Origin of the sequence: Terribacillus saccharophilus (genome assembly GCF_002272745.1) — a bacterium.
GTDB lineage: Bacteria > Bacillota > Bacilli > Bacillales > Amphibacillaceae > Terribacillus > Terribacillus saccharophilus_B.
Map to the genome: position 1 here is coordinate 165,713 of NZ_NPBD01000002.1, position 23,611 is coordinate 189,323.

The 23,611-nt window shown below is 44.3% G+C and carries 27 protein-coding genes; all 27 read left to right on the forward strand.

The window, feature by feature from the left end; translation table 11 throughout:
- The first annotated feature begins 1 nt into the window (after window position 1).
- The 27 genes from rpsP (at window position 2) to fliJ (ending at window position 23,608) form a co-directional block, all read left to right on the forward strand.
- Window positions 2-274 (forward strand): 30S ribosomal protein S16, encoded by a 273-nt coding sequence (gene rpsP, locus CHH58_RS02650; RefSeq protein WP_095217635.1) that lies wholly within the window; start codon window positions 2-4, stop codon window positions 272-274.
- A 26-nt stretch (window positions 275-300) separates the two neighbouring features.
- Window positions 301-516: a KH domain-containing protein gene (locus CHH58_RS02655; protein ID WP_306452898.1), complete on the forward strand. Its 216-nt coding sequence runs from the start codon at window positions 301-303 to the stop codon at window positions 514-516.
- Window positions 517-587: 71 nt separating this feature from the next.
- On the forward strand, window positions 588-971 hold the full coding sequence (locus tag CHH58_RS02660; protein WP_095230384.1) for a YlqD family protein: 384 nt from the start codon (window positions 588-590) through the stop codon (window positions 969-971).
- A 15-nt stretch (window positions 972-986) separates the two neighbouring features.
- The gene (gene rimM / locus CHH58_RS02665; protein ID WP_095234281.1) at window positions 987-1,508 is read left to right on the forward strand and encodes a ribosome maturation factor RimM; all 522 of its coding nucleotides are present in this window, start codon (window positions 987-989) and stop codon (window positions 1,506-1,508) included.
- Entirely contained in the window at window positions 1,505-2,233 is a 729-nt protein-coding gene (gene trmD, locus CHH58_RS02670) for a tRNA (guanosine(37)-N1)-methyltransferase TrmD (RefSeq protein WP_095230091.1), read from the forward strand. The genes rimM and trmD overlap by 4 nt, the downstream gene beginning before the upstream one ends.
- A 130-nt stretch (window positions 2,234-2,363) precedes the next feature.
- Window positions 2,364-2,708, forward strand: a complete 345-nt coding sequence (rplS, locus tag CHH58_RS02675; RefSeq protein WP_095230093.1) for a 50S ribosomal protein L19 — start codon at window positions 2,364-2,366, stop codon at window positions 2,706-2,708.
- Window positions 2,709-2,793: 85 nt separating this feature from the next.
- Window positions 2,794-3,351: a signal peptidase I gene (gene lepB / locus CHH58_RS02680; RefSeq protein ID WP_038560136.1), complete on the forward strand. Its 558-nt coding sequence runs from the start codon at window positions 2,794-2,796 to the stop codon at window positions 3,349-3,351.
- 15 nt (window positions 3,352-3,366) lie between these two features.
- Window positions 3,367-4,218, forward strand: coding sequence for a ribosome biogenesis GTPase YlqF (gene ylqF, locus CHH58_RS02685; protein WP_095261984.1), 852 nt, complete (start codon window positions 3,367-3,369; stop codon window positions 4,216-4,218).
- A gap of 82 nt (window positions 4,219-4,300) precedes the next feature.
- Window positions 4,301-5,077 (forward strand): ribonuclease HII, encoded by a 777-nt coding sequence (locus tag CHH58_RS02690; RefSeq protein ID WP_170937502.1) that lies wholly within the window; start codon window positions 4,301-4,303, stop codon window positions 5,075-5,077.
- 15 nt (window positions 5,078-5,092) lie between these two features.
- Window positions 5,093-6,868, forward strand: a complete 1,776-nt coding sequence (locus CHH58_RS02695; protein WP_095261986.1) for a hypothetical protein — start codon at window positions 5,093-5,095, stop codon at window positions 6,866-6,868.
- A complete protein-coding gene (locus CHH58_RS02700; RefSeq protein WP_095230101.1) occupies window positions 6,865-7,140 on the forward strand; it encodes an EscU/YscU/HrcU family type III secretion system export apparatus switch protein in 276 nt (91 codons plus the stop codon). Before CHH58_RS02695 ends, CHH58_RS02700 begins: the two co-directional genes overlap by 4 nt.
- 200 nt (window positions 7,141-7,340) lie before the next feature.
- Window positions 7,341-8,501: an ADP-forming succinate--CoA ligase subunit beta gene (sucC, locus tag CHH58_RS02705; RefSeq protein WP_038560147.1), complete on the forward strand. Its 1,161-nt coding sequence runs from the start codon at window positions 7,341-7,343 to the stop codon at window positions 8,499-8,501.
- Window positions 8,502-8,519: 18 nt separating this feature from the next.
- Window positions 8,520-9,422, forward strand: coding sequence for a succinate--CoA ligase subunit alpha (gene sucD, locus CHH58_RS02710; protein WP_038560150.1), 903 nt, complete (start codon window positions 8,520-8,522; stop codon window positions 9,420-9,422).
- A 62-nt stretch (window positions 9,423-9,484) separates the two neighbouring features.
- Window positions 9,485-10,384: a DNA-processing protein DprA gene (gene dprA / locus CHH58_RS02715; RefSeq protein ID WP_095230103.1), complete on the forward strand. Its 900-nt coding sequence runs from the start codon at window positions 9,485-9,487 to the stop codon at window positions 10,382-10,384.
- A gap of 151 nt (window positions 10,385-10,535) precedes the next feature.
- Window positions 10,536-12,614 carry a type I DNA topoisomerase gene (gene topA / locus CHH58_RS02720; protein WP_095261987.1) on the forward strand — a complete coding sequence of 693 codons (2,079 nt, stop codon included), beginning with the start codon at window positions 10,536-10,538 and terminating at the stop codon, window positions 12,612-12,614.
- A 531-nt stretch (window positions 12,615-13,145) separates the two neighbouring features.
- A complete protein-coding gene (xerC, locus tag CHH58_RS02725; protein WP_095230107.1) occupies window positions 13,146-14,054 on the forward strand; it encodes a tyrosine recombinase XerC in 909 nt (302 codons plus the stop codon).
- A gap of 15 nt (window positions 14,055-14,069) precedes the next feature.
- Entirely contained in the window at window positions 14,070-14,618 is a 549-nt protein-coding gene (hslV, locus tag CHH58_RS02730) for an ATP-dependent protease subunit HslV (RefSeq protein WP_093726606.1), read from the forward strand.
- Window positions 14,619-14,620: 2 nt separating this feature from the next.
- On the forward strand, window positions 14,621-16,009 hold the full coding sequence (gene hslU, locus CHH58_RS02735) for an HslU--HslV peptidase ATPase subunit (RefSeq protein WP_095230109.1): 1,389 nt from the start codon (window positions 14,621-14,623) through the stop codon (window positions 16,007-16,009).
- A gap of 17 nt (window positions 16,010-16,026) precedes the next feature.
- Window positions 16,027-16,803, forward strand: a complete 777-nt coding sequence (gene codY / locus CHH58_RS02740) for a GTP-sensing pleiotropic transcriptional regulator CodY (RefSeq protein ID WP_095230111.1) — start codon at window positions 16,027-16,029, stop codon at window positions 16,801-16,803.
- A 412-nt stretch (window positions 16,804-17,215) separates the two neighbouring features.
- Window positions 17,216-17,614 carry a flagellar basal body rod protein FlgB gene (flgB, locus tag CHH58_RS02745; protein WP_095232621.1) on the forward strand — a complete coding sequence of 133 codons (399 nt, stop codon included), beginning with the start codon at window positions 17,216-17,218 and terminating at the stop codon, window positions 17,612-17,614.
- Window positions 17,615-17,616: 2 nt separating this feature from the next.
- Complete coding sequence (gene flgC / locus CHH58_RS02750; protein WP_095230115.1) at window positions 17,617-18,072, forward strand: flagellar basal body rod protein FlgC; 456 nt, start codon at window positions 17,617-17,619, stop codon at window positions 18,070-18,072.
- Between the two features lie 13 nt (window positions 18,073-18,085).
- The gene (gene fliE, locus CHH58_RS02755; protein ID WP_095230117.1) at window positions 18,086-18,385 is read left to right on the forward strand and encodes a flagellar hook-basal body complex protein FliE; all 300 of its coding nucleotides are present in this window, start codon (window positions 18,086-18,088) and stop codon (window positions 18,383-18,385) included.
- Window positions 18,386-18,462: 77 nt separating this feature from the next.
- Window positions 18,463-20,079, forward strand: a complete 1,617-nt coding sequence (gene fliF, locus CHH58_RS02760; RefSeq protein WP_095261988.1) for a flagellar basal-body MS-ring/collar protein FliF — start codon at window positions 18,463-18,465, stop codon at window positions 20,077-20,079.
- Between the two features lie 15 nt (window positions 20,080-20,094).
- On the forward strand, window positions 20,095-21,108 hold the full coding sequence (fliG, locus tag CHH58_RS02765) for a flagellar motor switch protein FliG (protein WP_038560182.1): 1,014 nt from the start codon (window positions 20,095-20,097) through the stop codon (window positions 21,106-21,108).
- Window positions 21,101-21,847 carry a flagellar assembly protein FliH gene (gene fliH / locus CHH58_RS02770; protein ID WP_170937503.1) on the forward strand — a complete coding sequence of 249 codons (747 nt, stop codon included), beginning with the start codon at window positions 21,101-21,103 and terminating at the stop codon, window positions 21,845-21,847. The genes fliG and fliH overlap by 8 nt, the downstream gene beginning before the upstream one ends.
- Complete coding sequence (fliI, locus tag CHH58_RS02775) at window positions 21,847-23,157, forward strand: flagellar protein export ATPase FliI (protein WP_095230123.1); 1,311 nt, start codon at window positions 21,847-21,849, stop codon at window positions 23,155-23,157. The genes fliH and fliI overlap by 1 nt, the downstream gene beginning before the upstream one ends.
- Window positions 23,158-23,161: 4 nt before the next feature.
- Entirely contained in the window at window positions 23,162-23,608 is a 447-nt protein-coding gene (gene fliJ / locus CHH58_RS02780) for a flagellar export protein FliJ (protein ID WP_095261990.1), read from the forward strand.
- Window positions 23,609-23,611: the final 3 nt, after the last annotated feature.

A 23,611-nucleotide genomic window follows, 5' to 3' on the forward strand; every position in this document is an offset into this window, starting at 1 on the left:
CATGGCAGTTAAAATTCGTCTAAAACGTATGGGTTCTAAAAGAAACCCTTTCTATCGTGTCGTAGTTGCTGATTCTCGTTCTCCTCGTGACGGACGTATTATCGAGCAAATCGGAACATATAACCCAACAGTTAACCCAGCTGAGGTTAAATTGGATGAAGTAAAAGCGATGGACTGGATGGCTAAAGGCGCTAAGCCGAGCGACACAGTTCGTAACCTTTTCTCTAACGAAGGAATCTTGAAAAAGTTCCACGACTCAAAAAACCAGAAGTAAAGGGCTGATCGATTCTGAAAGCACTCATTGAAGCGATGGTTGCTCCGCTTGTTGATTTTCCTGAGCAGATCGTCGTGCATCAAAGGGAAGAACAGCATAAGGTCATCTATCAGCTTCAGGTGCATGAATCTGATATTGGCAAAGTGATCGGCAAGCACGGCCGTAATGCTCGTGCCTTTCGCGCAGTGCTGCGTGCTGCATCCGCTGATCACGAAAAACGCATTTATCTGGACATATTGTAAAAGGGAGAGGGAAACCTTTCCCTTTTTTACAATGTAAAAAAATGCTTTTCCAGCAGAAAGCCAGGTGTCCGATGAAGATTATCCGAAGCTTGCGCGTCGATGAAGTGATCACTGACTCCAGCAAAACAGCACTCAGAGAACGTCTTCAAAAGACAGCGCGTCAACTTGACCAAGAGTGTCAACAGCTGTTGTTCGAGAAACGAAAACTCGAAAAGAAACAAGGTGTATCCAAACAGGATGTGCACAAACGTTTCCAGGCAGAGATCCGGAAACGAGAGGAAAAAGCGGCTACGATCGCATTCCAGCTTACGCAGCTGGACGTGCTGCCGATTGGCAGTGAGATCATGATCCAAGAGGTTGAAGCTCTTGTTGAAGTTGAAGTAGGCATGAAATGGGACGAGCTTGCATCGAAAAAAATCGTCATCCAAGATGGCATTGTCATCCGGATAGAATAATGAAGGTGATAAACTATGGATATAAAAATGTATAATGTAGGAAAAGTCGTCAATACACATGGGATAGCTGGAGAAGTCCGGGTCGTGCGAATCACGGATTTCGATGAACGCTTTGAGCCGGGAGAAGAATTGTATTGGTTCCAGGACGAAAATAGTAAGCCACAAAAGCTGATTGTAAACACACACCGCAAGCATAAGACTTTCGATTTGCTTACTTTCCAAGGGTATACAACGATTAATCAAGTGGAAGAATTGAAGGGTGGTATCCTGAAAGTTCGCGAAGATCAGCTCAGCGATTTAGAAGAGGATGAGTTCTATTACCACGAGATTATCGGCTGTACAGTTGAGACAGTTGAAGGAGAGGCGCTCGGCAAGGTGAAAGAGATCCTTTCCCCTGGCGCAAACGATGTTTGGGTTGTGCAACGTACGAAGCAGAAGGACCTGCTAGTGCCTTATATAGAACAAGTCGTTAAACAGATCGATATTGAAAGCAAACGCATCGTCATTGAACCGATGGAAGGATTGCTGGATCTATGAAAATTGACATTCTGACACTATTTCCGGAAATGTTCGAAGGTGTGCTGCAGCATTCCATACTGAAAAGAGCCCAAGAGCTCGGAGCCTTTCAGCCCAATCTAGTGAATTTCCGGGAATTCACGACGAACAAACATAAGAAAGTAGATGACTATCCATATGGAGGCGGAGCAGGTATGGTATTGGCGCCGCAGCCAATCTTTGATGCAATAGAACATGTAACTGAGGGTTCTGCCAAACCTCGTGTCATTCTCATGTGTCCGCAGGGTGAACCGTATAACCAGAAGAAAGCGGAAGAATTGGCGAAAGAGGAGCATCTGATTTTCATCTGCGGTCATTATGAAGGATACGATGAACGTATCCGTGAAAACATTGTGACAGATGAAATCTCTATCGGGGACTATGTGCTGACCGGAGGAGAAATCGGTGCGATGGCGGTTATGGACAGTGTTGTCCGTCTTCTGCCTGATGTTTTGGGCAATGCTTCTTCTGCGCCTGAGGATTCTTTCTCGACAGGACTGCTGGAACACCCCCATTATACGCGTCCTGCCGACTTCCGAGGTATGCAGGTGCCGGAAGTTCTTACCTCTGGTGATCATGGTAAAATAGAAGCTTGGCGCCGGGAACAATCGCTTTACCGAACAGCTACAAGAAGGCCTGATCTTCTCTCAGATGCAGAGCTTTCTGACAAAGAACGGGATCAAGTGAAAAAGTGGCAAAAAGATTGAATAATACTTTGAATTCATAAGCCAAGTATGGTATATTAAATGCTGTGCTTACAACGGTAAGCGCCATATTACAATGTTCCGCTGTCGTATTTTTGCGAGAATGAGCATTGGTGAGAAGGAGTTGAACAGAATGCAGGAATTAATTCATGACATTACAAAAGAACAGCTTCGCGCTGATCATCCTGATTTCCGTCCCGGAGATACTGTTAAAGTTCACGTTAAAGTAGTAGAGGGAACACGTGAGCGTATCCAGTTATTCGAAGGTGTCGTTATTAAACGCCAAAACGGTGGAATTTCAGAAACTTTCACAGTACGTAAGATTTCTTCAGGCGTTGGTGTAGAACGTACTTTCCCAGTACACAGCCCACGTTTAGAAAAAATCGAAGTTAGCCGTCGTGGTAAAGTACGTCGTGCGAAACTTTATTACCTACGTAAACTTCGCGGAAAAGCTGCTCGTATCAAAGAAATCCGCTAAGTACCAGAAAAGAGAGCTTGCTTCGTCAAGCTCTTTTTTTGCTATATAGACCAAATAGATATAGTAGACAATTGGGGGCTTATAGATGGCCAAACAGAAAAATGAATGGCTAGATTGGCTGAAGGCTTTAATCATCGCTGTCATCATTGCGGTGGTCGTTCGGATGTTCCTGTTTGCTCCGATTGTAGTTGACGGACCTTCCATGCAGCCAACCTTGCATGATAATGATTTTATGATTGTGAATAAGATAAGCTACCGGTTCGGTGAGCCTGAACAGAAAGATATTATAGTCTTCCACGCTACTGAATCGAAGGATTACATTAAACGGGTGATTGGTGTGCCGGGAGATCATGTCGAGATGATCGATGATACATTGTATATAAATGGTGAAATAGTGGATGAGCCTTATCTGGATAGTGAGAAAGCGGCGCTTGCAGATGGTGGTAACCTGACGAATGATTTTACTCTTGAAGATTTGCCGGGCAATTACGAGGAGATTCCAGAGGGCTATGTGCTCGTACTCGGGGATAATCGCAGAAATTCTACCGATAGCAGATACATCGGCTTAATACCGGAAGATCAGATTGTCGGTAAAGTACAGCTAACGTTCTGGCCGCTGGATCGCATCGGCCTGACAAAATAGGAGGAACATATTCTCGTGACGATTCAATGGTTTCCCGGCCATATGGCCAAAGCTAGAAGAGAAGTAGAAGAAAAACTAAAGCTCGTAGACTTTGTCATCGAGCTGGTGGATGCAAGGGCGCCAGAAGCATCTCAGAATCCGATGCTTCGCAAAGTGCTTGGCAACAAACCGAAAATGGTTGTACTTATGAAGAAAGACTTGGCCGATAAAACGGTTACAGATGCATGGATCCGGTATTATGAGGAACAAGGTACACCGGCTCTTTCTGTCAACGCTGATGAGAAAAACGACATTCAGCGTGTTGTCCAGCGTGCACATGATATGCACGCTGCGAAACGTGAAAAATGGAAGCGCAGAGGCGTGCAGAATCCGCCGCCTGGTCGTGCGATGATCATCGGTATACCGAATGTCGGAAAGTCGACACTCATCAATCGGCTTGCAAGTAAGAAAATCGCAAAGACAGGCGACCGTCCAGGTGTTACCACTCAGCAGCAGTGGATCAAGGTGAAGAAGGATTTCGAGTTGCTGGATACACCAGGAATCCTTTGGCCGAAATTCGAAGATCCGCAGGTTGGTTTAGTGCTTGCTGCCATTGGTACGATTAAAGATCAGATCTTGCCGATGGAGGAAGTAGCGACGTTCATTCTTAACTATCTGAAAGAGCATTATCCAAAGCAGGTTGCACAAAGATATGCGATAGAAGATATTTCCATGGACACAGTCGAAATGTTTACCCATATCGGACGATTCAGAGGTGCACTTGAAGCTGGTGGTGCAATTAATTATGAAAAAACGTACGAGATCATTATTAGAGATCTTCGCAGTAAGCGGATTACGAATGTGACATTCGAAAAGCCAACAGTGTAAGAAACAGACATACATATTTCTTTTATGTATGTCTTTATTTTTTGTCTACATAACCGATAAACAGAGAAAAGGGAGATTGTTTATGAAAGATGTATTGACGATCCAGCAGATACGAGCTCATTTACAGGAAGGCACATATTCGGAGGAGATGCTTTCGTCCTGGCAAGAGGATCATCGTACAGGTGTTCAGAAACTAATGGACGCCTATAAAAGGAAACTAGTAAAAGAACAGGAGCTTCGCGAGCAATACGATCATATGTGCAGCTTTGAAAACGCCTATTACGCGAAAGGGAAGCAATATATCGCGGGTATAGATGAAGCAGGCAGAGGTCCGCTCGCAGGTCCGGTTGTTGCAGCAGCAGTGATTCTGCCAAGAGATGCCTACATAGCAGGCTTAAATGATTCGAAACAGTTGAGCGAGGCGAAAAGGGAAGCTTTATATGAGCAAATTATCAATACATGTATTGCCTATGGAGTAGGTATCGTAACCAGCCAAAGAATTGATGAAATCAATATCTATCAAGCTGCCAAACAAGCAATGCTGGAGGCTGTCGATGAGTTGGAATGTCAGCCAGATCATGTGCTGGTAGATGCTATGCCTCTCTCAGAATTGACTTGTACATATGAATCCTTGATCAAGGGAGATCAGCGCAGTGTCTCAATTGCAGCAGCAAGTATCATTGCGAAAGTGACAAGAGATCGGATGATGAAAGAGGCGGATACAGCCTATCCAGGTTATGGCTTCAAAGATCATATGGGCTATGGGACCAAGCAGCATTTGGAAGCATTGCGTAAGCAAGGGATAACCCCATTACATCGACTAAGCTTTGCTCCCGTCAAGGATCTTTCCCGCGTTTAAGAAGGAAGTGACATCATGCATCACCTTAGTATCCAAAGCTCTCAAGGTATTAAGCAAGCTCAGCAGCCACAACAGGAAAGAAACTTTAGGCCTGGGGAGGTCGTAACCGGGAAGATTACTAAGTTTTTTCCTGATAACAAAGCATTGCTGCAAATCGGCGCCAAGAAAGTTATAGCAGAATTGCAGGCATCACTGACTGCAGGAGGCACCTATTGGTTTGAAGTAAAAGAAGGCGGAGAGCGGCCTTTATTGCAGGTTTTGCCCCAAACTACTGGGAAGCAAGCTGATGTTTCTCAGTTAATTGAGCTTGCTGGTATGAAACCGAATAAAACGAATAGAAGCTTAGTGGAAGGCTTGGTGAAACAGCAGACTGCATTTACGATGCCTCAGCTGAAACAAGCACTAAATCTTTTGCAGCAGAAAGAATTGCAGCCAGTGGAAGTTACGAAAGAAGGGCTGCAGCTTATGCTTCAGCGGCAGCTGCCCTTAACAGAAAGTGTTCTCCATGCTATCACAGCTCGACAGACACAAGATATGACAGCTTCCCTTCGTGAACTCACCAATACTGTACCTGTCGGGAGTGATAAAGCAACGCCACTTCAACAGATGCTCGGGAAATTGGCACCTGTTGGACCAGCAGTGCATGAACAGCATCTTATACAGCAGATTATCCAAGAGGCAAAATCAGGAAAACAGGATATGTATCAAGCTATCCGCCCATCTTTACCTGCTGCGGTGCCATCGTTTGCTGCTTGGCAAGGAGAATGGCTGGCATACGATAAGCAAATGGATGAAAGCAGAAGTGTTCCGCAGCAGTTAATGAAAGAAGCTGGAAGTTCGTCTAACAGATCAGCAGGTATAATGCCGTATACTCAAGCACTTGATAGTTTCATGTCCGAGATGCAACTAGTCGGTAAGCAATCTCCCGCTGCACAAGAGAGCCTCCAGACAGCGCTGTCGACTGTCCGGCAGCTGCTTAGTATGTTTCCGGATCAAACATTGCCTCATGAAATAATCACCGGTCTGCGTACAGCTTTGGAGCCCTTTCAGTCATCTCCAATGGCTCAAGACATATACAGCCAGCTGACAAAAGGGAATGTAGATAACCAGCAGCTGCTAGCGAAGAGTACAGAATTACTACAGCTTCTCCAAGTGACACAAACGAATGAGCAAAGCAAAGATGGAGATTTTTTCAAAAATCTGCTGCAAGATATTTTTAGGCAAACAGGATTTTCATATGAACATGATTTAAACGATGCCGATGCTGCAGATATGCCTTTAAAAGGTTTGCTGCTGCAACACGCAGCACAAGGTAATGAAAGAGCAGAGCTTTCCTCTCAGCTTCTTCAGCAAATTACCGGAAGCCAGCTGCTTCAGGTTCAGGATGATAAACAAATGGCTTACATTCAGCTTCAGCTTCCCGGCGCACCGTTTGGATTTGATAAAGATATCATGATGGAGCTGGAAGGCAGAAAAGAAGCTGATGGAAAGTTATCTTCTGATCACTGCCGTATTTTGTTTTATTTGCATTTACCTTTTCTTGATGACATGGTAGTGGATATGTACGTACAGAAAAAGACTGTCAATCTGCATATTTATACAGCAGAAGGAAAAGCAGAACAAGTCATGCGTCCGCTTCAGCATAAGCTGAAAACAGCACTCGATACAAGCGGCTATCATCTTTCTTCTGTAAAATATACGGTCAGCAAAAATGCCAAAGAAGCAAGCCATATTGATACAGGCTCGAATGCTCTACATATCGAACAGAAAGGTGTCGACTATCGCATATGACAGAGAAAAGATACGTTCGGCAAGCGGCGGCTTTGAAATATGACGCTGCTAAAAAGCAGGCACCGGTCCTTGCGGCAAGCGGTAAGGGCCTGACTGCCGAGGCAATCATAAAACGTGCTCAGGATAATGGTGTGCCGGTCCAGCAAGATCCTGCTTTAGTAGGTCTATTGACGGAGTTGAAAGTAAATGAGATGATTCCTGCAGATCTCTATGAGGCAGTTGCCGAGGTCTTTGCATTCATTTACCAGGCAGACAAGCAAGCAGGAAAATAAGCGTCTCTTTGAGGGGATGCTTTTTCCATAAATTCTCTTATGAAAGCATTTTCATAAATTTGTAGCGAAAGGGCATCCTCTTCTTTATTCGTCCTTATAAGTTTTATGTAGATTCTGTCTTTTCCATAGTTTTTGGTAGACTTTTGCAGAAGAAATCGTTTACAATAGTTTTGCACGGAATCTGACGGGGAGGGTACAGAATGAATATTCATGAGTATCAAGGCAAAGAGGTTTTACGTGAATTTGGTGTGTCTGTTCCTGCTGGTAGAGTGGCATTCAGTGTCGAGGAAGCTGTGGAAGCAGCTGAAAGCCTGGGCACAAATGTATGCGTTGTCAAAGCGCAGATCCACGCTGGCGGACGTGGAAAAGCAGGCGGTGTGAAAGTAGCGAAAAGCTTGGATGAAGTTCGTACATACGCGGAGGAAATCTTAGGCAAGACGCTTGTAACGCATCAGACAGGCCCAGAAGGAAAAGAAGTGAAACGGCTTCTAATCGAAGAGGGCTGTGATATCCAGAAAGAGTATTATATCGGTCTTGTTCTTGATCGCAGCACATCCCGAATCGTAATGATGGCGTCTGAAGAAGGCGGTACAGAGATTGAGGAAGTTGCAGCAGAGACACCGGAGAAAATCTTCCGGGAAGCGATCGACCCTGTTGTCGGTTTAACTGGCTATCAAGCTAGAAGATTGGCATTTGCTATTAATATTCCGCCGGAATCGCTGAACAAGGCTGTCGGGTTCATGATGAGCTTGTATCAGGCTTTCGTAGAGAAGGATTGCTCCATTGCTGAGATAAATCCGCTTGTTACGACTGGCGATGGTCAAGTATTGGCACTTGATGCCAAACTGAATTTTGACGAAAACGCACTATACAGACATAAAGATATCGTCGCGCTTCGCGACTTGGATGAAGAAGATGAAAAAGAAATCGAAGCCTCTAAGCATGATCTGAGCTATATTTCCCTTGATGGGAATATCGGCTGTATGGTAAACGGTGCAGGTCTCGCAATGGCTACGATGGATATTATCAAGCATTACGGCGGAGATCCCGCTAACTTCCTCGATGTTGGGGGCGGTGCTACGACTGAAAAAGTTACCGAGGCCTTCAAAATCATTCTGGCTGATCAAAATGTCAAAGGTATCTTAGTTAATATTTTCGGAGGCATTATGAAATGTGACGTTATTGCTGAAGGTGTAATCGGTGCATCCCGTCAAGTCGGATTGGATATTCCGCTTGTCGTACGTTTGGAAGGGACGAACGTGGAGCAGGGCAAGAAGCTGCTCGAGGAGTCCGGATTGAATATCACATCGGCAGCGTCCATGGCAGATGCAGCAGAGAAAATCGTCGCACTTGTAAACTAACGGGGGAGGTACAAATTCATGAGTGTTTTTATTAATAAGGAAACAAGAGTACTCGTACAAGGTATTACTGGATCTACGGCGCTTTTCCATACAAAGCAGATGATTGAATACGGTACCCGGATTGTTGCCGGTGTTACGCCGAAAAAAGGCGGTACCGAAGTGGAAGGCGTACCTGTTTATAATACTGTGAAAGAGGCAGTACACGAAACTGGCGCTACTGCTTCAGTAATCTATGTTCCGGCAGCTTTTGCAGCTGACGCGATTTTAGAAGCTGTGGATGCGGAGCTTGATCTGGTCATCTGTATTACAGAGCATATTCCAGTTATGGACATGGTTCGTGTGAAGCGAGCGATGGAAGGCAAGAAGACAAGATTGATCGGTCCGAACTGTCCTGGCGTCATCACACCGGAAGAGTGCAAAATTGGTATCATGCCTGGATATATACACAAAAAAGGACATATCGGCGTTGTGTCACGATCTGGTACATTGACGTATGAAGCAGTGCATCAGCTCACACAAGCTGGCATTGGCCAATCCACTGCGGTTGGTATCGGTGGGGACCCAGTTAACGGAACAGATTTTATCGATGTCTTGAAAGCATTCAATGAAGACAGAGAGACGAAAGCGGTCATCATGATTGGAGAAATCGGTGGTACAGCGGAAGAAGAAGCTGCCGAATGGATCCGTCAAAATATGAACAAACCTGTCGTCGGCTTCATTGGCGGTGCAACAGCACCTCCAGGTAAACGTATGGGCCATGCTGGTGCCATCATCTCTGGTGGAAAAGGCACAGCTGACGAAAAAATCAAGGTCTTGGAAGCTTGTGGTGTAAAAGTAGCGGATACGCCAGCAGTTATGGGAGAAACTTTGATAGAAGTGCTGAAAGAAAAGGGACTATACGAAATCTGTCAAACGCATTAAGATGAAAGTGGGCCGATTATTCGGTCCGCTTTCTTATCTTTTTCAGAGACAGGAGTGGTAAATTGGAGAAACGTAAAAGATTATTGTTGCTGCACCGAGTGCTGCGGGGACGGCGTAAGGTCATGCAGCGTATCCTCACACTCGATCCTCAATTGGACAACCTTCTACATTCATCCTTCCATGAACTGATGAGTTATTATCAGCTCCCCGAATCATTTGCACTTACATTGTTCCACGAACTGCAGGACGAAACGCATATTACCTCTTTGGAGCAGGACATGCAGACCTTTTGCACTTTAACTTGCTTTGATGAAGCTTTTCCAGCTGCTCTAAGGCACATACCTGATCCTCCACTTGTACTTTATGCCGCTGGCAATACTGAGCTCCTTGATAGGCTGCCGGCAATCAGCGTGGTTGGCACTCGTCAGCCGACCAAAGCTGCCGACGCCAAAGTAGCTTATTTTTTGGAGCCGTTAGCTGCTGCTGGCTGGACAATTGTCAGCGGCATGGCAAAAGGAATCGACAGCATGGCACATCACGCAGCGATCCGTAGCAATAACGGCAGTACCATAGCCGTATTGGGAGGAGGGTTGCGCCAGCTATACCCTCGTTCAAATCAGGAGTTATTTGACAAGTTAGCAGTCACACAGCTGGTTCTCAGTGAGTATTTTCCCGATCAGCATCCTCAGCAGCATCATTTCCCGGAACGGAATCGAATCATCAGCGCACTTGGATTCTGTACCCTTGTGGTCGAAGCAAAAAAACATAGCGGTACGATGCATACCGTTATGCATGCATTGGAACAGGGTAGAGATGTATTTGCTATACCTGGAGATCCACTGGAGGACCGGACAGCAGGCTGTCATCAGATGATTTCAGAGGGTGCTGGAATCATCTTTGAACCGGGTCAGCTGATTGACGAATGGGAACGTAATAAGTCGAAATGGATACACTTTATATAGTAGAAACTTGCTTTTTTATGTATGCTCTATTACAAAATATAGAAAGTTATGTTTGACAAACGGAATATAAGTATTTAATAATAGGGAAGATTTATCGGACAATATATAAATAAAATAAACAGAAATAGAAAACCTCTTGGGAGGAAACAATATGGCAGATTATCTTGTAATCGTGGAATCTCCAGCTAAAGCGAAAACAATCGAACGTTATCTTGGTAAAAAATATAAAGTAAAAGCAAGCATGGGACATATCCGTGACTTGCCGAAAAGTCAGATGGGTATCAATGTAGAAGAAGACTTTGAACCTCGCTACATCACTATCCGCGGAAAAGGACCTGTGCTCAAAGAATTGAAAAGTGCAGCCAAGAAAGTAAAGAAAGTATATCTCGCAGCCGATCCCGATCGTGAGGGTGAAGCGATTGCATGGCATTTGGCGCATAGCTTAAACATCGATGAGACTTCTGAGTGCCGCGTGGTCTTCAATGAAATTACGAAGGATGCGATCAAGGAGTCGTTCAAGCATCCGCGCAGTATCGATATGGATTTGGTTGATGCTCAACAGGCTCGTCGTATCCTAGACCGACTTGTCGGATATAATATTAGCCCGCTGCTATGGAAGAAAGTGAAGAAAGGCCTGAGTGCCGGACGTGTCCAATCTGTAGCCGTCAAGATGATTATGGATCGTGAAAACGAGATCAAGAAATTCATTCCAGAAGAATACTGGTCAATTGATACAGCTTTCCAATCCGGAAAAAACAGTTTTGAAGGATCATTTTACGGTGTAGATGGTAAGAAGGTAGGCCTCGCGTCCGAAGAAGAAGTCAATGAGATTCTCGGTAAATTGAACGGGAATGATTTCCAAGTCGATAGAGTGAACAAAAGGGAACGTAAACGAAACCCAGCAGCTCCATTCACGACGTCTTCCCTGCAGCAGGAAGCAGCACGTAAACTCAATTTCCGAGCTCGGAAAACAATGATGGTGGCGCAGCAGCTTTATGAGGGAATCGATTTAGGTAAAAAAGAAGGCGGAATCACTGGTCTGATCACCTATATGCGTACTGACTCCACTCGTATATCCAACACAGCCAAAGAAGAATCAGCCAATTACATCAAAGAAACATATGGCGAAGAGTTCCTAGGTTTAGGTACAAAAACGAAACAAACCGAAGGTGCTCAGGATGCCCACGAAGGTATACGGCCAACGTCCGCATACCGGCACCCTGATAGTGTGAAAGCAATCCTGTCACGTGATCAGTTCAGATTGTACAAACTCATCTGGGAACGTTTCACTGCAAGTCAGATGGCACAGGCTGTCCTGGATACGATGACTGTTCACCTTGTAAATGAGGGTGTAGAGTTCCGGGCGACAGGATCCAAGGTTAAATTCAAAGGATTCATGAAGGTTTATGTGGAAGGTAATGATGATAACAAGAGTGAAAAAGACAGGCTGCTTCCGAATCTGGAAGAAGGTATGACAGTGAAGGCGGAGGAAATCACACCGAACCAGCACTTCACACAGCCCCCTCCTCGCTATACGGAAGCTCGGCTTGTCCGTACGATGGAAGAGCAGGGAATCGGCCGTCCATCTACATTTGCACCGACACTGGATACAATTCAGCGCCGTGGCTATGTAACGCTCGACAACAAGCGTTTTGTACCGACAGAACTAGGAGAAATTGTAATTGATATTCTGGAGGAATTTTTCCCGGAAATCATTGATTTGGAGTTCACAGTGAAGATGGAAGAAGATCTTGACCATGTTGAGGAAGGTAAGACACAATGGGTCACTATCATCGATGAATTCTATAAAGGCTTCGACACAAGGTTGGAAAAAGCTGAGCAGGAAATGGAAAAAATCGAGATACGGGATGAACCTGCTGGTATCGACTGTGAGGAATGCGGGCATGAGATGGTATACAAGATGGGGCGCTACGGTAAGTTCCTCGCTTGCTCCAATTTCCCGGATTGCCGCAATACGAAGCCGATTCTGAAAAAGATCGGAGTAACTTGTCCGAAATGTAAGGAAGGCGAAGTTGTCGAACGTAAGTCGAAGAAGAACCGCGTATTCTACGGCTGCGATCAGTACCCAGACTGTGATTTTCTCAGCTGGGATAAACCTATCTCGAGACCATGTCCGAAATGTGACTCCATGCTTGTAGAGAAGAAAGCGAAAAAGGGAACGCAGATTACATGTTCCAGCTGTGATTATAAAGAAGAAGTTCAGCAGTAGTACGAAAAGACTCCGGCTTAATGATAGCCGGAGTCTTTTGTTTGAATTGTTAAGACTTTGTGAAAACAAGATCAGGAACCGGAAATGATTTGACACAGTTTTATACGAGGTCTATAATAACGCATTGGAAAGGAATTTTGCTTGACACACTTGAGGGGTAAGACCGTATGACAAATGATTCGCCATTTCTTTGATCTAGCTGCTCCGATCATAGAAAAGAACAGCATCAATATGTACTGAGTTTACTTAAAATCACGCTATGATAAAGTAAAGTTGCCAGGAAACTGTAATCGGAAGTCTTGCACATTATATAACGTATGCGAACAGTAAGAATTTCCCGAAAATGAACGCTAACTTTGGTTTGATTAATTAATTGGATAAGACGATCAAAAATTAAGCAAAATTGTAATGAAGCTTATGCTAACTGCGTATTGACTTCAATTCAGAATTTTTCTACAATTTAATTTCTAACGTTTGCTTCTCTGCTTGAAGTTATGATAAGCTTTATACGCTTGAAGTGAGGCGATTAAAATGAAAAATGCAGAACAGTTCGTTCAAGAATTCAAATCTTATTTGCAAGTGGAGAAGCATGCTTCCCCGCATACGGTTTACTATTATCTGAATGATGTGAATTTTTTCCTTGAATTCCTGCATTCGGAATCTATTTCGTTTGAGCAAGTAGATCCAGGAGTAGTACGCGTATTTCTTACGCAATTATATGAGAAGAAGCTATCTAGACGGACGGTATCTCGGAAGATATCCAGTCTTCGTTCTTTTTACAAGTACCTGGAGCGGGAAGATATTGTCACGGCAAACCCATTTTTGCGGCTAGTTCAGCCAAAGGCACCTGCTTATGTACCCAGCTTCCTTTACGAACAAGAGCTTGAGAAACTTTTTGAGGCTTCTGATTTGGAAACTCCTCTGGGACAACGAGATCAAGCTATCCTTGAGTGTCTGTACGGTACTGGTATGCGTGTCAGTGAGTGTGCTGGTATTACATTAGGCGACATAGACTTTTCTATTGGGACCGTCCTTGTACGCGGTAAGGGACGTAAGGAGAGGTATGTTCCGTTTGGAAGTTTCATGGAAAAAGCTACTCAGAGATATTTGAAGGATGGCCGAAATCGTCTTTTAGAAAAGGCGAAGGAAGATACCGACAAACTGTTCTTAAACAGCAGAGGGAAACCGATTACGGAACGGGGGATTCGTCTCATCCTGAATAAACTGGTTGAGCAGTCCGCTGTACATATGCACCTGCATCCGCACAAGCTGCGCCACACATTTGCCACGCACATGCTGAATGAAGGTGCTGATTTGCGTGCTGTGCAGGAATTGCTTGGTCATGAGCATCTGTCCTCTACACAGATTTATACGCATGTGACGAAAGATCGGCTGCGTACGATATATATGAATACCCATCCGAGAGCGAATCGGGATTAAAGGAGATGGATAGCCATGAGTTCTGAATTTCATGCCACCACTATTTTCGCCGTACGTCATAAAGGTGAGTGCGCAATGTCTGGAGATGGACAGGTGACACTCGGCAACCAAGTTGTCATGAAACATAAAGCAAAAAAAGTCAGAAGATTATTCAAAGGTCAGGTGCTGGCGGGCTTTGCTGGTTCCGTAGCTGACGCGTTTACGCTTTTTGAAAAATTCGAGGGTAAGCTGGAAGCTTATAACGGCAACCTTGCCAGAGCTGCAGTGGAATTAGCGAAGGAATGGCGTAGTGATCAAGTCCTTCGGAAGCTGGAAGCGATGCTGATCGTGATGAACAAAGAGCAAATGTTTCTTGTTTCAGGAACTGGGGAAGTCATTGAACCGGATGATGATATTTTGGCTATCGGCTCAGGTGGCAATTTTGCCTTAAGCGCAGGACGCGCCCTGAAAAGATACTCCGAAGAGAAGTCCGCAGCTGAAATCGCTCAGGCTGCGCTTGAGATTGCTGGAGAAATTTGTGTATTCACAAACGATCAAATCACGTTGGAGACATTGGAGGCGTAATGATGGAGGCTAACTTAACCCCGAAACAAATCGTAGCGCAGCTGGATCGTTATATTATCGGTCAGCAAAATGCCAAGAGATCAGTAGCGGTGGCATTAAGGAACCGTTATCGCCGCATGCAGCTTGATAGTGATTTGCGTGATGAGATAACGCCGAAAAATATTCTAATGATCGGACCGACAGGTGTTGGTAAAACAGAGATCGCCAGAAGGCTGGCGAAGCTTGTTGGGGCACCATTCATTAAAGTGGAAGCAACGAAATTCACTGAAGTCGGCTATGTCGGCCGTGATGTAGAATCGATGGTAAGGGATTTGGCTGAAGCTTCCGTAAGGCTTGTACGGGAAAACAAGATGGAAGCTGTTCAGGATAAAGCCGAGGAACAAGCCAAGAAGCGACTAGTCAAACTGCTTGTTCCTGAGACGAAAAAGCAGGCGAATAATTTCAAAAATCCATTCGAGATGCTCTTCAACCAGCAGCAGAGTGAAGAGCCAGAAGAAAAACCTTCTGATGAGATCGAATCCAAACGAGCTCGTACAGAGCGGATGCTCGAAATGGGCGAGTTAGAAGACACTATGGTAACAATTGAGATTGAGGAGCAGCAATCCTCAATGTACGATATGCTTCAAGGATCCGGTATGGAGCAGATGGGGATGAATATGCAGGATGCTTTGGGGCAATTCATGCCGAAGAAAAAGAAAAAGCGTCGCTTGCCTGTATCTGAAGCACGACCGCTTCTTGTTCAGCAGGAAGCGCAAAAGCTGATCGACATGGACGAAGTATCGCAGGAAGCAGTACAACTGGTAGAACAAGCAGGGATCATTTTCATCGATGAGATAGATAAAGTTGCTGCTAAAGGCGAGCAAGGTGCTAACGTATCCCGAGAAGGTGTCCAGCGAGATATTCTTCCAATCGTAGAAGGTTCTACTGTGACAACAAAGTACGGACCTGTTAAGACAGATCATATTTTGTTCGTAGCAGCAGGGGCTTTTCATATGGCAAAGCCTTCTGACCTAATACCCGAGCTGCAGGGGCGTTTTCCGATCCGTGTTGAATTGGAGAAGCTATCTGTCGAGGATTTCAAGAAGATCCTTATCGAGCCATCAAACGCATTGCTGAAGCAATATAAGGCATTATTGGAGACGGAAGGTATAAATGTAGAGTTTACGGACGAAGCTGTTACCAGACTAGCGGAAGTGGCTTTTGAAGTGAATCAGGAAACAGATAATATCGGAGCTCGTCGTCTTCATACCATCTTGGAGAAGCTGCTGGAAGACTTAAGCTTCGAAGCAGCTGATATAAACATGGGGACAATTCAGATCACCCCTAGCTACGTAGACGACAAACTAGCATCAATCGCAAAAAATAAAGATCTGAGCCAATATATTTTATAACATTACAGGAGGAAATCATGAAATTATTAGATAAAGCAAGAGATATAAACTTTATGCTGCAAAAGACAGCAGGAAAGGCTGTTAACTTCAACAATATGTCAGAGACATTGCAACAGGTTATTGAGAGTAACATCTTTATCGTAAGCCGCCGCGGTAAATTGCTCGGTGTTTCGATTAACCAGGCAATCGAGAATGACAGAATGAAGCAAATGCTTGAAGAAAAGCAATTTCCGAAAGAGTATACAGAAGGACTTTTCCAAGTTCAGCAAACAACTGCAAACATCGGTATCGATAGTCCCTACACAGCATTCCCTGTCGAGAACAAAGATCTTTTCCAGGGTGGTTTAACTACAATTGTACCGATTATCGGTGGTGGTGAACGTCTTGGTACTTTGATTCTCAGCCGTCTTGCAGAAAACTTCAGTGATGATGATTTGCTGCTAGCTGAATATGGTGCTACAGTTGTCGGGATGGAAATCCTTCATCAGAAAACAGCAGAAATCGAAACAGAAGCGCGCAGCAAAGCTGTTGTGCAAATGGCGATTAGCTCCCTTTCTTATAGTGAATTGGAAGCAATCGAGCATATCTTTGAGGAATTGGACGGCAGCGAAGGTCTCCTAGTAGCAAGTAAAGTGGCTGATCGTGTGGGTATTACACGTTCCGTTATCGTTAACGCATTGCGAAAGCTTGAAAGCGCAGGAGTTATCGAGTCCCGGTCTCTAGGGATGAAAGGTACTTACATTAAAGTACTTAATAATAAATTCCTAGTTGAATTACAAAAACATACAAGCTAAACCAGAAGAAGCAGGCCAAATAGCCTGCTTCTTTTTTTATGTATTATTTGTGACTCTTATACTACATTTGATATGAAAATATTTACATAATAGAAAGCCCTTACAAATAATGGCGGATTTGTGTAGGAAAATGTATTTAGTTATTACACATTTAAAGGGAAGTCAACCATATATCAACTGTGATTTTATAGGCTTTAATCACAATGCATAAAAAGTTAATACTAATATTACCTTGATTTATGTAAGCTGTTGGATATTGTATAGGTACAAAGGATTAGTATGCTTAGACCATTTTTACATATATAAGAAAATTATCATAGAATATATAGACACATCTTCCTCGTTTCAATACAATTATCGTGTACATTAGAGCTATTTCGACGTTACGCATAGCAATCTGGGAGGGACTACGATGGACCTATACGGCAAAACGATTCAAGCGTTGGATCGATCACTGGATTATGCCAATCTCAAAAATCAGACCATTGCTAATAATATAGCTAATGCAGATACACCTGGGTATAAAACAGAAACAGTTTCATTTAAAGATACATTACAGGAGACGATGGAAGCAGGATTTACTTCAAAGCGTACGAATCCGAAGCATCTGATATTTGGCAGCTCAGAGGCATCGTCGGAATTCCAAGTATCCAAGCAAGAAGATACCTCTTACACCAATAGTGAAAACAACGTAGATATTGATAAGGAAATGTCTGAATTAGCTGATAATCAATTATACTATCAGGCGCTTGTCGACCGAATGAGCGGAAAATTCAACAGCCTATCCAAAGTAATTACAGGAGGTAATTAGGATTGACTATTTTTTCTTCCTTAAATACTAGTGCCAGTGCGCTGACAGCACAGCGTTTGCGAATGGACGTTGTATCATCCAATATTGCGAATGCAGAGACGACACGAGCAACCATCGATGAAGATGGGAACTATGTACCGTATAGACGCAAGATGGTTTCCTTAGAGACACAGGGAACAAACAACTTCTCGTCTTTCTTAGAACGTGCACAGGGCAAATCGTCTAATTCTAACGGAGTTAGAGTTTCTGAAATCACCGAGGATGAATCGGAATTTCAGATGGTCTATAACCCAACTTCGCCTGATGCGAACGAAGAAGGATATGTAGCAATGCCAAATGTCGATCCTTTGAAGGAAATGACAGATTTAATGAGTGCTACGAGATCCTATGAAGCTAACGTTACAGCAATGAATGCAACAAAAGGAATGCTTCAAAAAGCTTTAGAAATAGGAAAATAAAGGGGGGTAACAAATGGCAGTTGAAGGAATCAGCGGATTGGCCGGAACGAGTGGCCTAACTTCCGTAAAACAGGCAACGCCAGCTCAGGCTCAATCAAGCTTCACAGAAAGCTTAAAATCTGCAATCGAAAGCTTGAATGAAACACAGCAAGAATCGGATAAGATGACACAAGACCTTGCTGCAGGTAAGGTTGATAATCTGCATGATGTTATGATTGCGTCTCAAAAAGCAAGTGTAGCACTGGATGCAGCTGTACAAGTACAGAAGAAAGCAATCGATGCTTATACAGAAATGATGCGCATGTCTATGTAATTAGGATATTTAATGTATCCTCAGTCAAAGTAGATATGCTTTTATTATGAATTTGACCTATGCTTTGGGGGAACAAGATGAATCAGCGAATTGCAAGCTACAAAGAAAAGATAACGAGTTTCTGGCAGACAAGACCTGGATGGCAAAAAGCACTATTAATATCTACCCCGATTGTTCTTATTCTAATCATCGGTATCACTTCTTTTTTTGCAACAAAAGAAACGATGGTTCCGTTGTATAAAGATCTTTCTGCCCAAGAAGCTGGCAAGATAAAGGAAGAATTGGATGCGCAAGGTGTCAAGTATGAGCTTCAAGGAAACGGATCAACCATCCTTGTGCCAGATACACAGGCGGAAGGACTGCTAGTTGATTTAGCAGCAGAGGGTCTGCCGGAAACGGGCAGTATTGATTATTCCTTCTTCAGCAACAACGCTTCATGGGGCATGACAGACAATGAATTTGATGTTATTAAACTCGATGCCTTACAGACAGAGTTGTCTACGCTTTTGACCAATATAGATGGCATCAAGAGTGCTAATGTAATGATTAATAAGCCTACTGATCCTGTATTCGTTACTGACGAGCAAGAAGAAGCATCTGCATCAATCGTTTTGAATACAGAAACCGGCTATGATTTTCAGCCTGACCAGGTAGAAGCGATGTATCGCTTGGTTTCGAAGACTGTGCCGAATCTTCCTGAAGAAAACATTGTTATAACTAACCAGGATTTTGAGTACATCAACATGGATACTGCCAAAGCAGGCGGAGATGCTTATACAAATCAGATAGGCATCAAGCAGGAAGTTGAACAAGGTATCCAGCAGCGTGTGCAGCAAATGCTAGCAGCCATGGTCGGTGCTGAAAATGTTCGTGTATCGGTAACAACGGATATCGATTTTGATCAGGAAATACGCACAGAGGAACTTGTAGAACCTGTAGATGAAGAAAATAATGAAGGTTTGCCAGTAAGTGTGGAGACTATAACAGAAACATATGAAGGCGAACCAACCGGAGACGGCGGAGTAGCTGGAACTGGTGAAGAAGAGGTTCCTAACATAGCTGCAGAGGATGAAACTGCCGGAGACGGTGCTTACAACAATGTGAAAGAATCTGTGAACTATGAATTCAACAAGATAAAGAAAGAAATCACTGAGAGTCCATATAGTATCCGTGATATCGGGATTCAAGTTGCTGTTGATAGTAACAAGAACACCGCAGCACAGAACGGAGAGGCTCAACAGCTCACACAGCAAGAACAAACCCAGGTAGAAGAAAGTATCACCTCAATTTTGAATTCGATTGTCTCGACTTCCGTAGATGCGGAAGTAGCGCAGACAATAAATCCTGAAAACAGTGTATCAGTAGTCTTCCAGCCATTCGCTGCAAGTCAGGCTTCACAAGCAGATGACACAGCTGGTTCAGGAATCCCAGTATGGGCATATATTGCTGGCGGAGTTCTCTTGGCTGCTGTAGCAGTACTCGTTTTCATGCTCATCCGCTCCAGAAGGAATCAAGAGGAAGAGGAAGATGATCTGCTGGAGAAAGAAGTAACAGCAGCACCAGTGGTTGTCGAAGAAATAGATGATACTCCAGAAACGGAATCGACACTGAAACAAAAGCAATTGGAAAAATTAGCACAAGAGTCACCAGAAGATTTCGCTAAACTACTGCGAAGCTGGATGGCTGAAGATTAAAGGAGCAATGAAGGAATGGCAGCTGTGAAAGGACGTTTGACAGGAAAACAGAAAGCGGCGGTCTTGATGATCTCTCTTGGAGCTGATACGGCTGCGAACGTGTACAAGCATTTGACTGAAGAAGAGATAGAACGCATGTCTCTTGAGATTTCTTCGGTCAAGAAAGTAGACAGTACAGAGAAGGAATCCATCATTGATCAATTTCACCAGATTGCCATTGCTCAGGATTATATATCCCAAGGCGGTATCGCCTATGCAAAGTCAATCTTGGAGAAAGCTCTAGGAGTGGATGAAGCTGCTGCAATCATGAACAGGCTGACATCCACCTTGCAAGTAAGACCATTTGATTTCGCGAGGAAAGCAGACCCAACTCAGATTCTCAACTTTATTCAAAACGAGCATCCTCAGACAATTGCACTGGTGCTCTCTTATCTGGATCCGGAGCAATCCGGTCAGATATTGTCCGAACTGCCGCAGGACATGCAAGCAGATGTTGCGAAGCGTATCGCTACAATGAGCAGTACATCTCCTGAGATCATCAGTCAGGTCGAACAGATACTCGAGAAGAACTTGTCAGCGACTGCGACACAGGATTATACGCAGACCGGTGGTATACAGGCAGTTGTAGAAGTACTCAATGGAGTTGACCGCAGTACGGAAAGGACCATCCTTGATGAATTGGAAGTGCAAGATCCTGAGCTTGCCGAGGAAATCAAGAAGCGTATGTTTATCTTTGAAGATATTGTCACCCTGGATAATCGCGCGATACAGCGTGTCATCCGCGAAGTGGAAAATGATGATTTGAAACTCTCACTAAAAGTGGCAAGCGACGAAGTAAAAGATATTGTATTCCAGAATATGTCTGACCGGATGGCGCAGACGTTCAAGGAAGAAATGGAATTCATGGGGCCTGTACGCTTAAAGGATGTAGAAGAAGCGCAAAGCCGTATTGTTTCTGTTATTCGACGATTGGAGGAAGTTGGCGAGATAATCATATCCCGTGGCGGAGGAGATGACATCATTGTCTAATATCTGGCAATCAGTTGCAGTGCAAGAGTCGAAAGTAATCGGTATAAAACCAATCAAGCTATCACTGGAGACAGCTGATGGTTCTGAACATGCGGTATCTTTCCAAGCTGAGAAGGAATGGTCAGATCAGTATGTGCAGGATGCGAAGACAGAAGCTGACCAAATACTGACAGCTGCCAAACAGGCAGTGGAAGAGCAAAGAGAGCAGTGGGAAACAGAGCGGCAGGAATTGATGGAGCAAGCACAGCTGGAAGGATATCAAAAAGGCTTTGCAGCTGGACAGCAGGAAGGCCTGCAGTCGTATCAAGCGAAGCTTCAAGAAGCACAGAAGCTAATCGAGCTTGCGCAGCAGGACTACAAAGCTACGGTCGAAGGTAGCGAGGATGCTCTGCTTGAGCTTGGATTGAGGCTTGCAGAAAAGATTCTTCATGAAAAGCTGGAGGAAGAACCGGAAAGCTATCTATCACTAGTAAAGGGTGCGATTGCTGACTGGAAAGAACGGTCCGATCTACGCCTTTACGTCCATACAGACAGTTATGAACTTGTTCTACAGCAAAAAGAGGAATTAGCTTTGCTGACTGGAAAAGATTTTGACCTTATGATTATGCCTCAACATGATTTGCTCGCTGGCGGCTGTATCCTTGAAACAAAGCATGGAAGAATTGATGCGAGCATTGATTCACAACTAACTGTTCTCCGAGAAAAGTTGTTTGAAATCAGACGAGAGGAATCCGTTTGATGTTAGGGCGATATGTTGATGAGTTGGATAACTTGGATACCTACAAACGATATGGAAGAATTCACAGGGTCATTGGATTACTGATTGAATCACACGGTCCAGTCACAAGTGTTGGCGAAGTCTGTTATATTCATCCTTCTTCAAGTTCAGGAGAAAGGTTCCTGGCAGAGGTCGTCGGATTTGATGACGAAAAAGTGTTGCTTATGCCTTTTGCTCCCTTGAAAGATGTTGGGCCTGGCTGCTTGGTCGAAGCGACTAGTTCGCCATTGTCAGTCAAGATAGGTCATGGATTGATCGGCAGCATCATTGATCCGTTAGGACAGCCGTTAGATGGCAGTATGCTCCCTAAAGGCTTGAAGTCGTTTACAACGGATCGTAATCCTCCTAACCCAATGACTAGGCCTCGGATTTTAGAGCCCCTGGAGACGGGGGTACGGGTAATCGACAGTCTATTGACAGTCGGTCAGGGACAACGAGTTGGAATTTTCGCCGGAAGCGGCGTCGGTAAGAGTACGCTTCTAGGGATGATAGCCCGTAAATCGAGTGCCGATGTCAATGTCATTGCTCTGATAGGAGAACGAGGGCGTGAAGTTCGAGAGTTCATAGAAAAGGACTTAGGCGAGGAAGGCATCAAAAGGTCGATAATCGTTGTTGCAACATCTGATCAGCCTGCTCTCATGCGGATTAAAGGTGCTTACACTGCGACTGCTATTTGTGAGTACTTCCGTGATCAAGGAATGCATGTGAACTTGATGATGGATTCGGTCACTCGGGTCGCAATGGCACAGCGTGAAATCGGTCTTGCCTCAGGTGAGCCGCCTACGACGAAAGGATATACACCGTCTGTATTTGCTGCTTTGCCAAAGCTGCTTGAGCGAACTGGTACAAACGAACTTGGAGCCATTACAGCATTCTACACCGTGCTTGTAGATGGCGATGACATGAATGAACCGATTGCCGATACAGTGCGTGGTATTTTAGATGGACACTTCGTTTTAGATAGGAAACTAGCTGAACAAGGTCAATTTCCTGCTTTGAATGTCCTTAAATCAATAAGTCGGGTAATGCCGCAAATTACCGACGAAGAAGTATATCAGCTTGCACAGCGTTTACGGACGATGCTGGCTTTGTATGAGGAAAACCGTGAACTGATTCAAATTGGTGCTTACAAAAGAGGTACGAATAATGAAATCGATGAAGCAATCAGCTATCAAAAACAAATTTTGGATTTCCTTAAGCAAGGAATGCATGAATTTACCAGTCGCCCGGATGCAATTCAGCTCATGAAGCAGCTGCTAGGAAAGGGATGATCTAATGGCTGAAGCAAAGGTGTTCGAAAAGATATTGCGTATGAAAGAGCGGGAACGTAAAACCGCACAGCAAGCTTTTGCTGAAAAACAGCAACAGTTCGAAACGGCAGCAACAACTTTGTATGAACTGCTTAAGAAGAAAGAAGATGCAGAAGAACAGCTGTCTAATGGCTTAGCGGCTTCCGTTCCTATCCAGCGGCTGTCCGAACACCATGATTTCCTGGAAACAATCAACCGGCGCATCGACCGGGCTCAAATAGCTGTACAGTTTGCTCGTAACGCTATGCTGGAAAAACAGGAACTGCTATCGGAAGCGTACATCGAAGTGAAAAAGATCGAAAAGCTTTTGGAGAAGAAGAGGCAGGAAGCATGGCGCAAGCTGCAGGAGGAAGAAAATAAGCAGATGGATGACATATCGATCCGCCAATTCTTAGCAAATGGAGCACGATAGTAT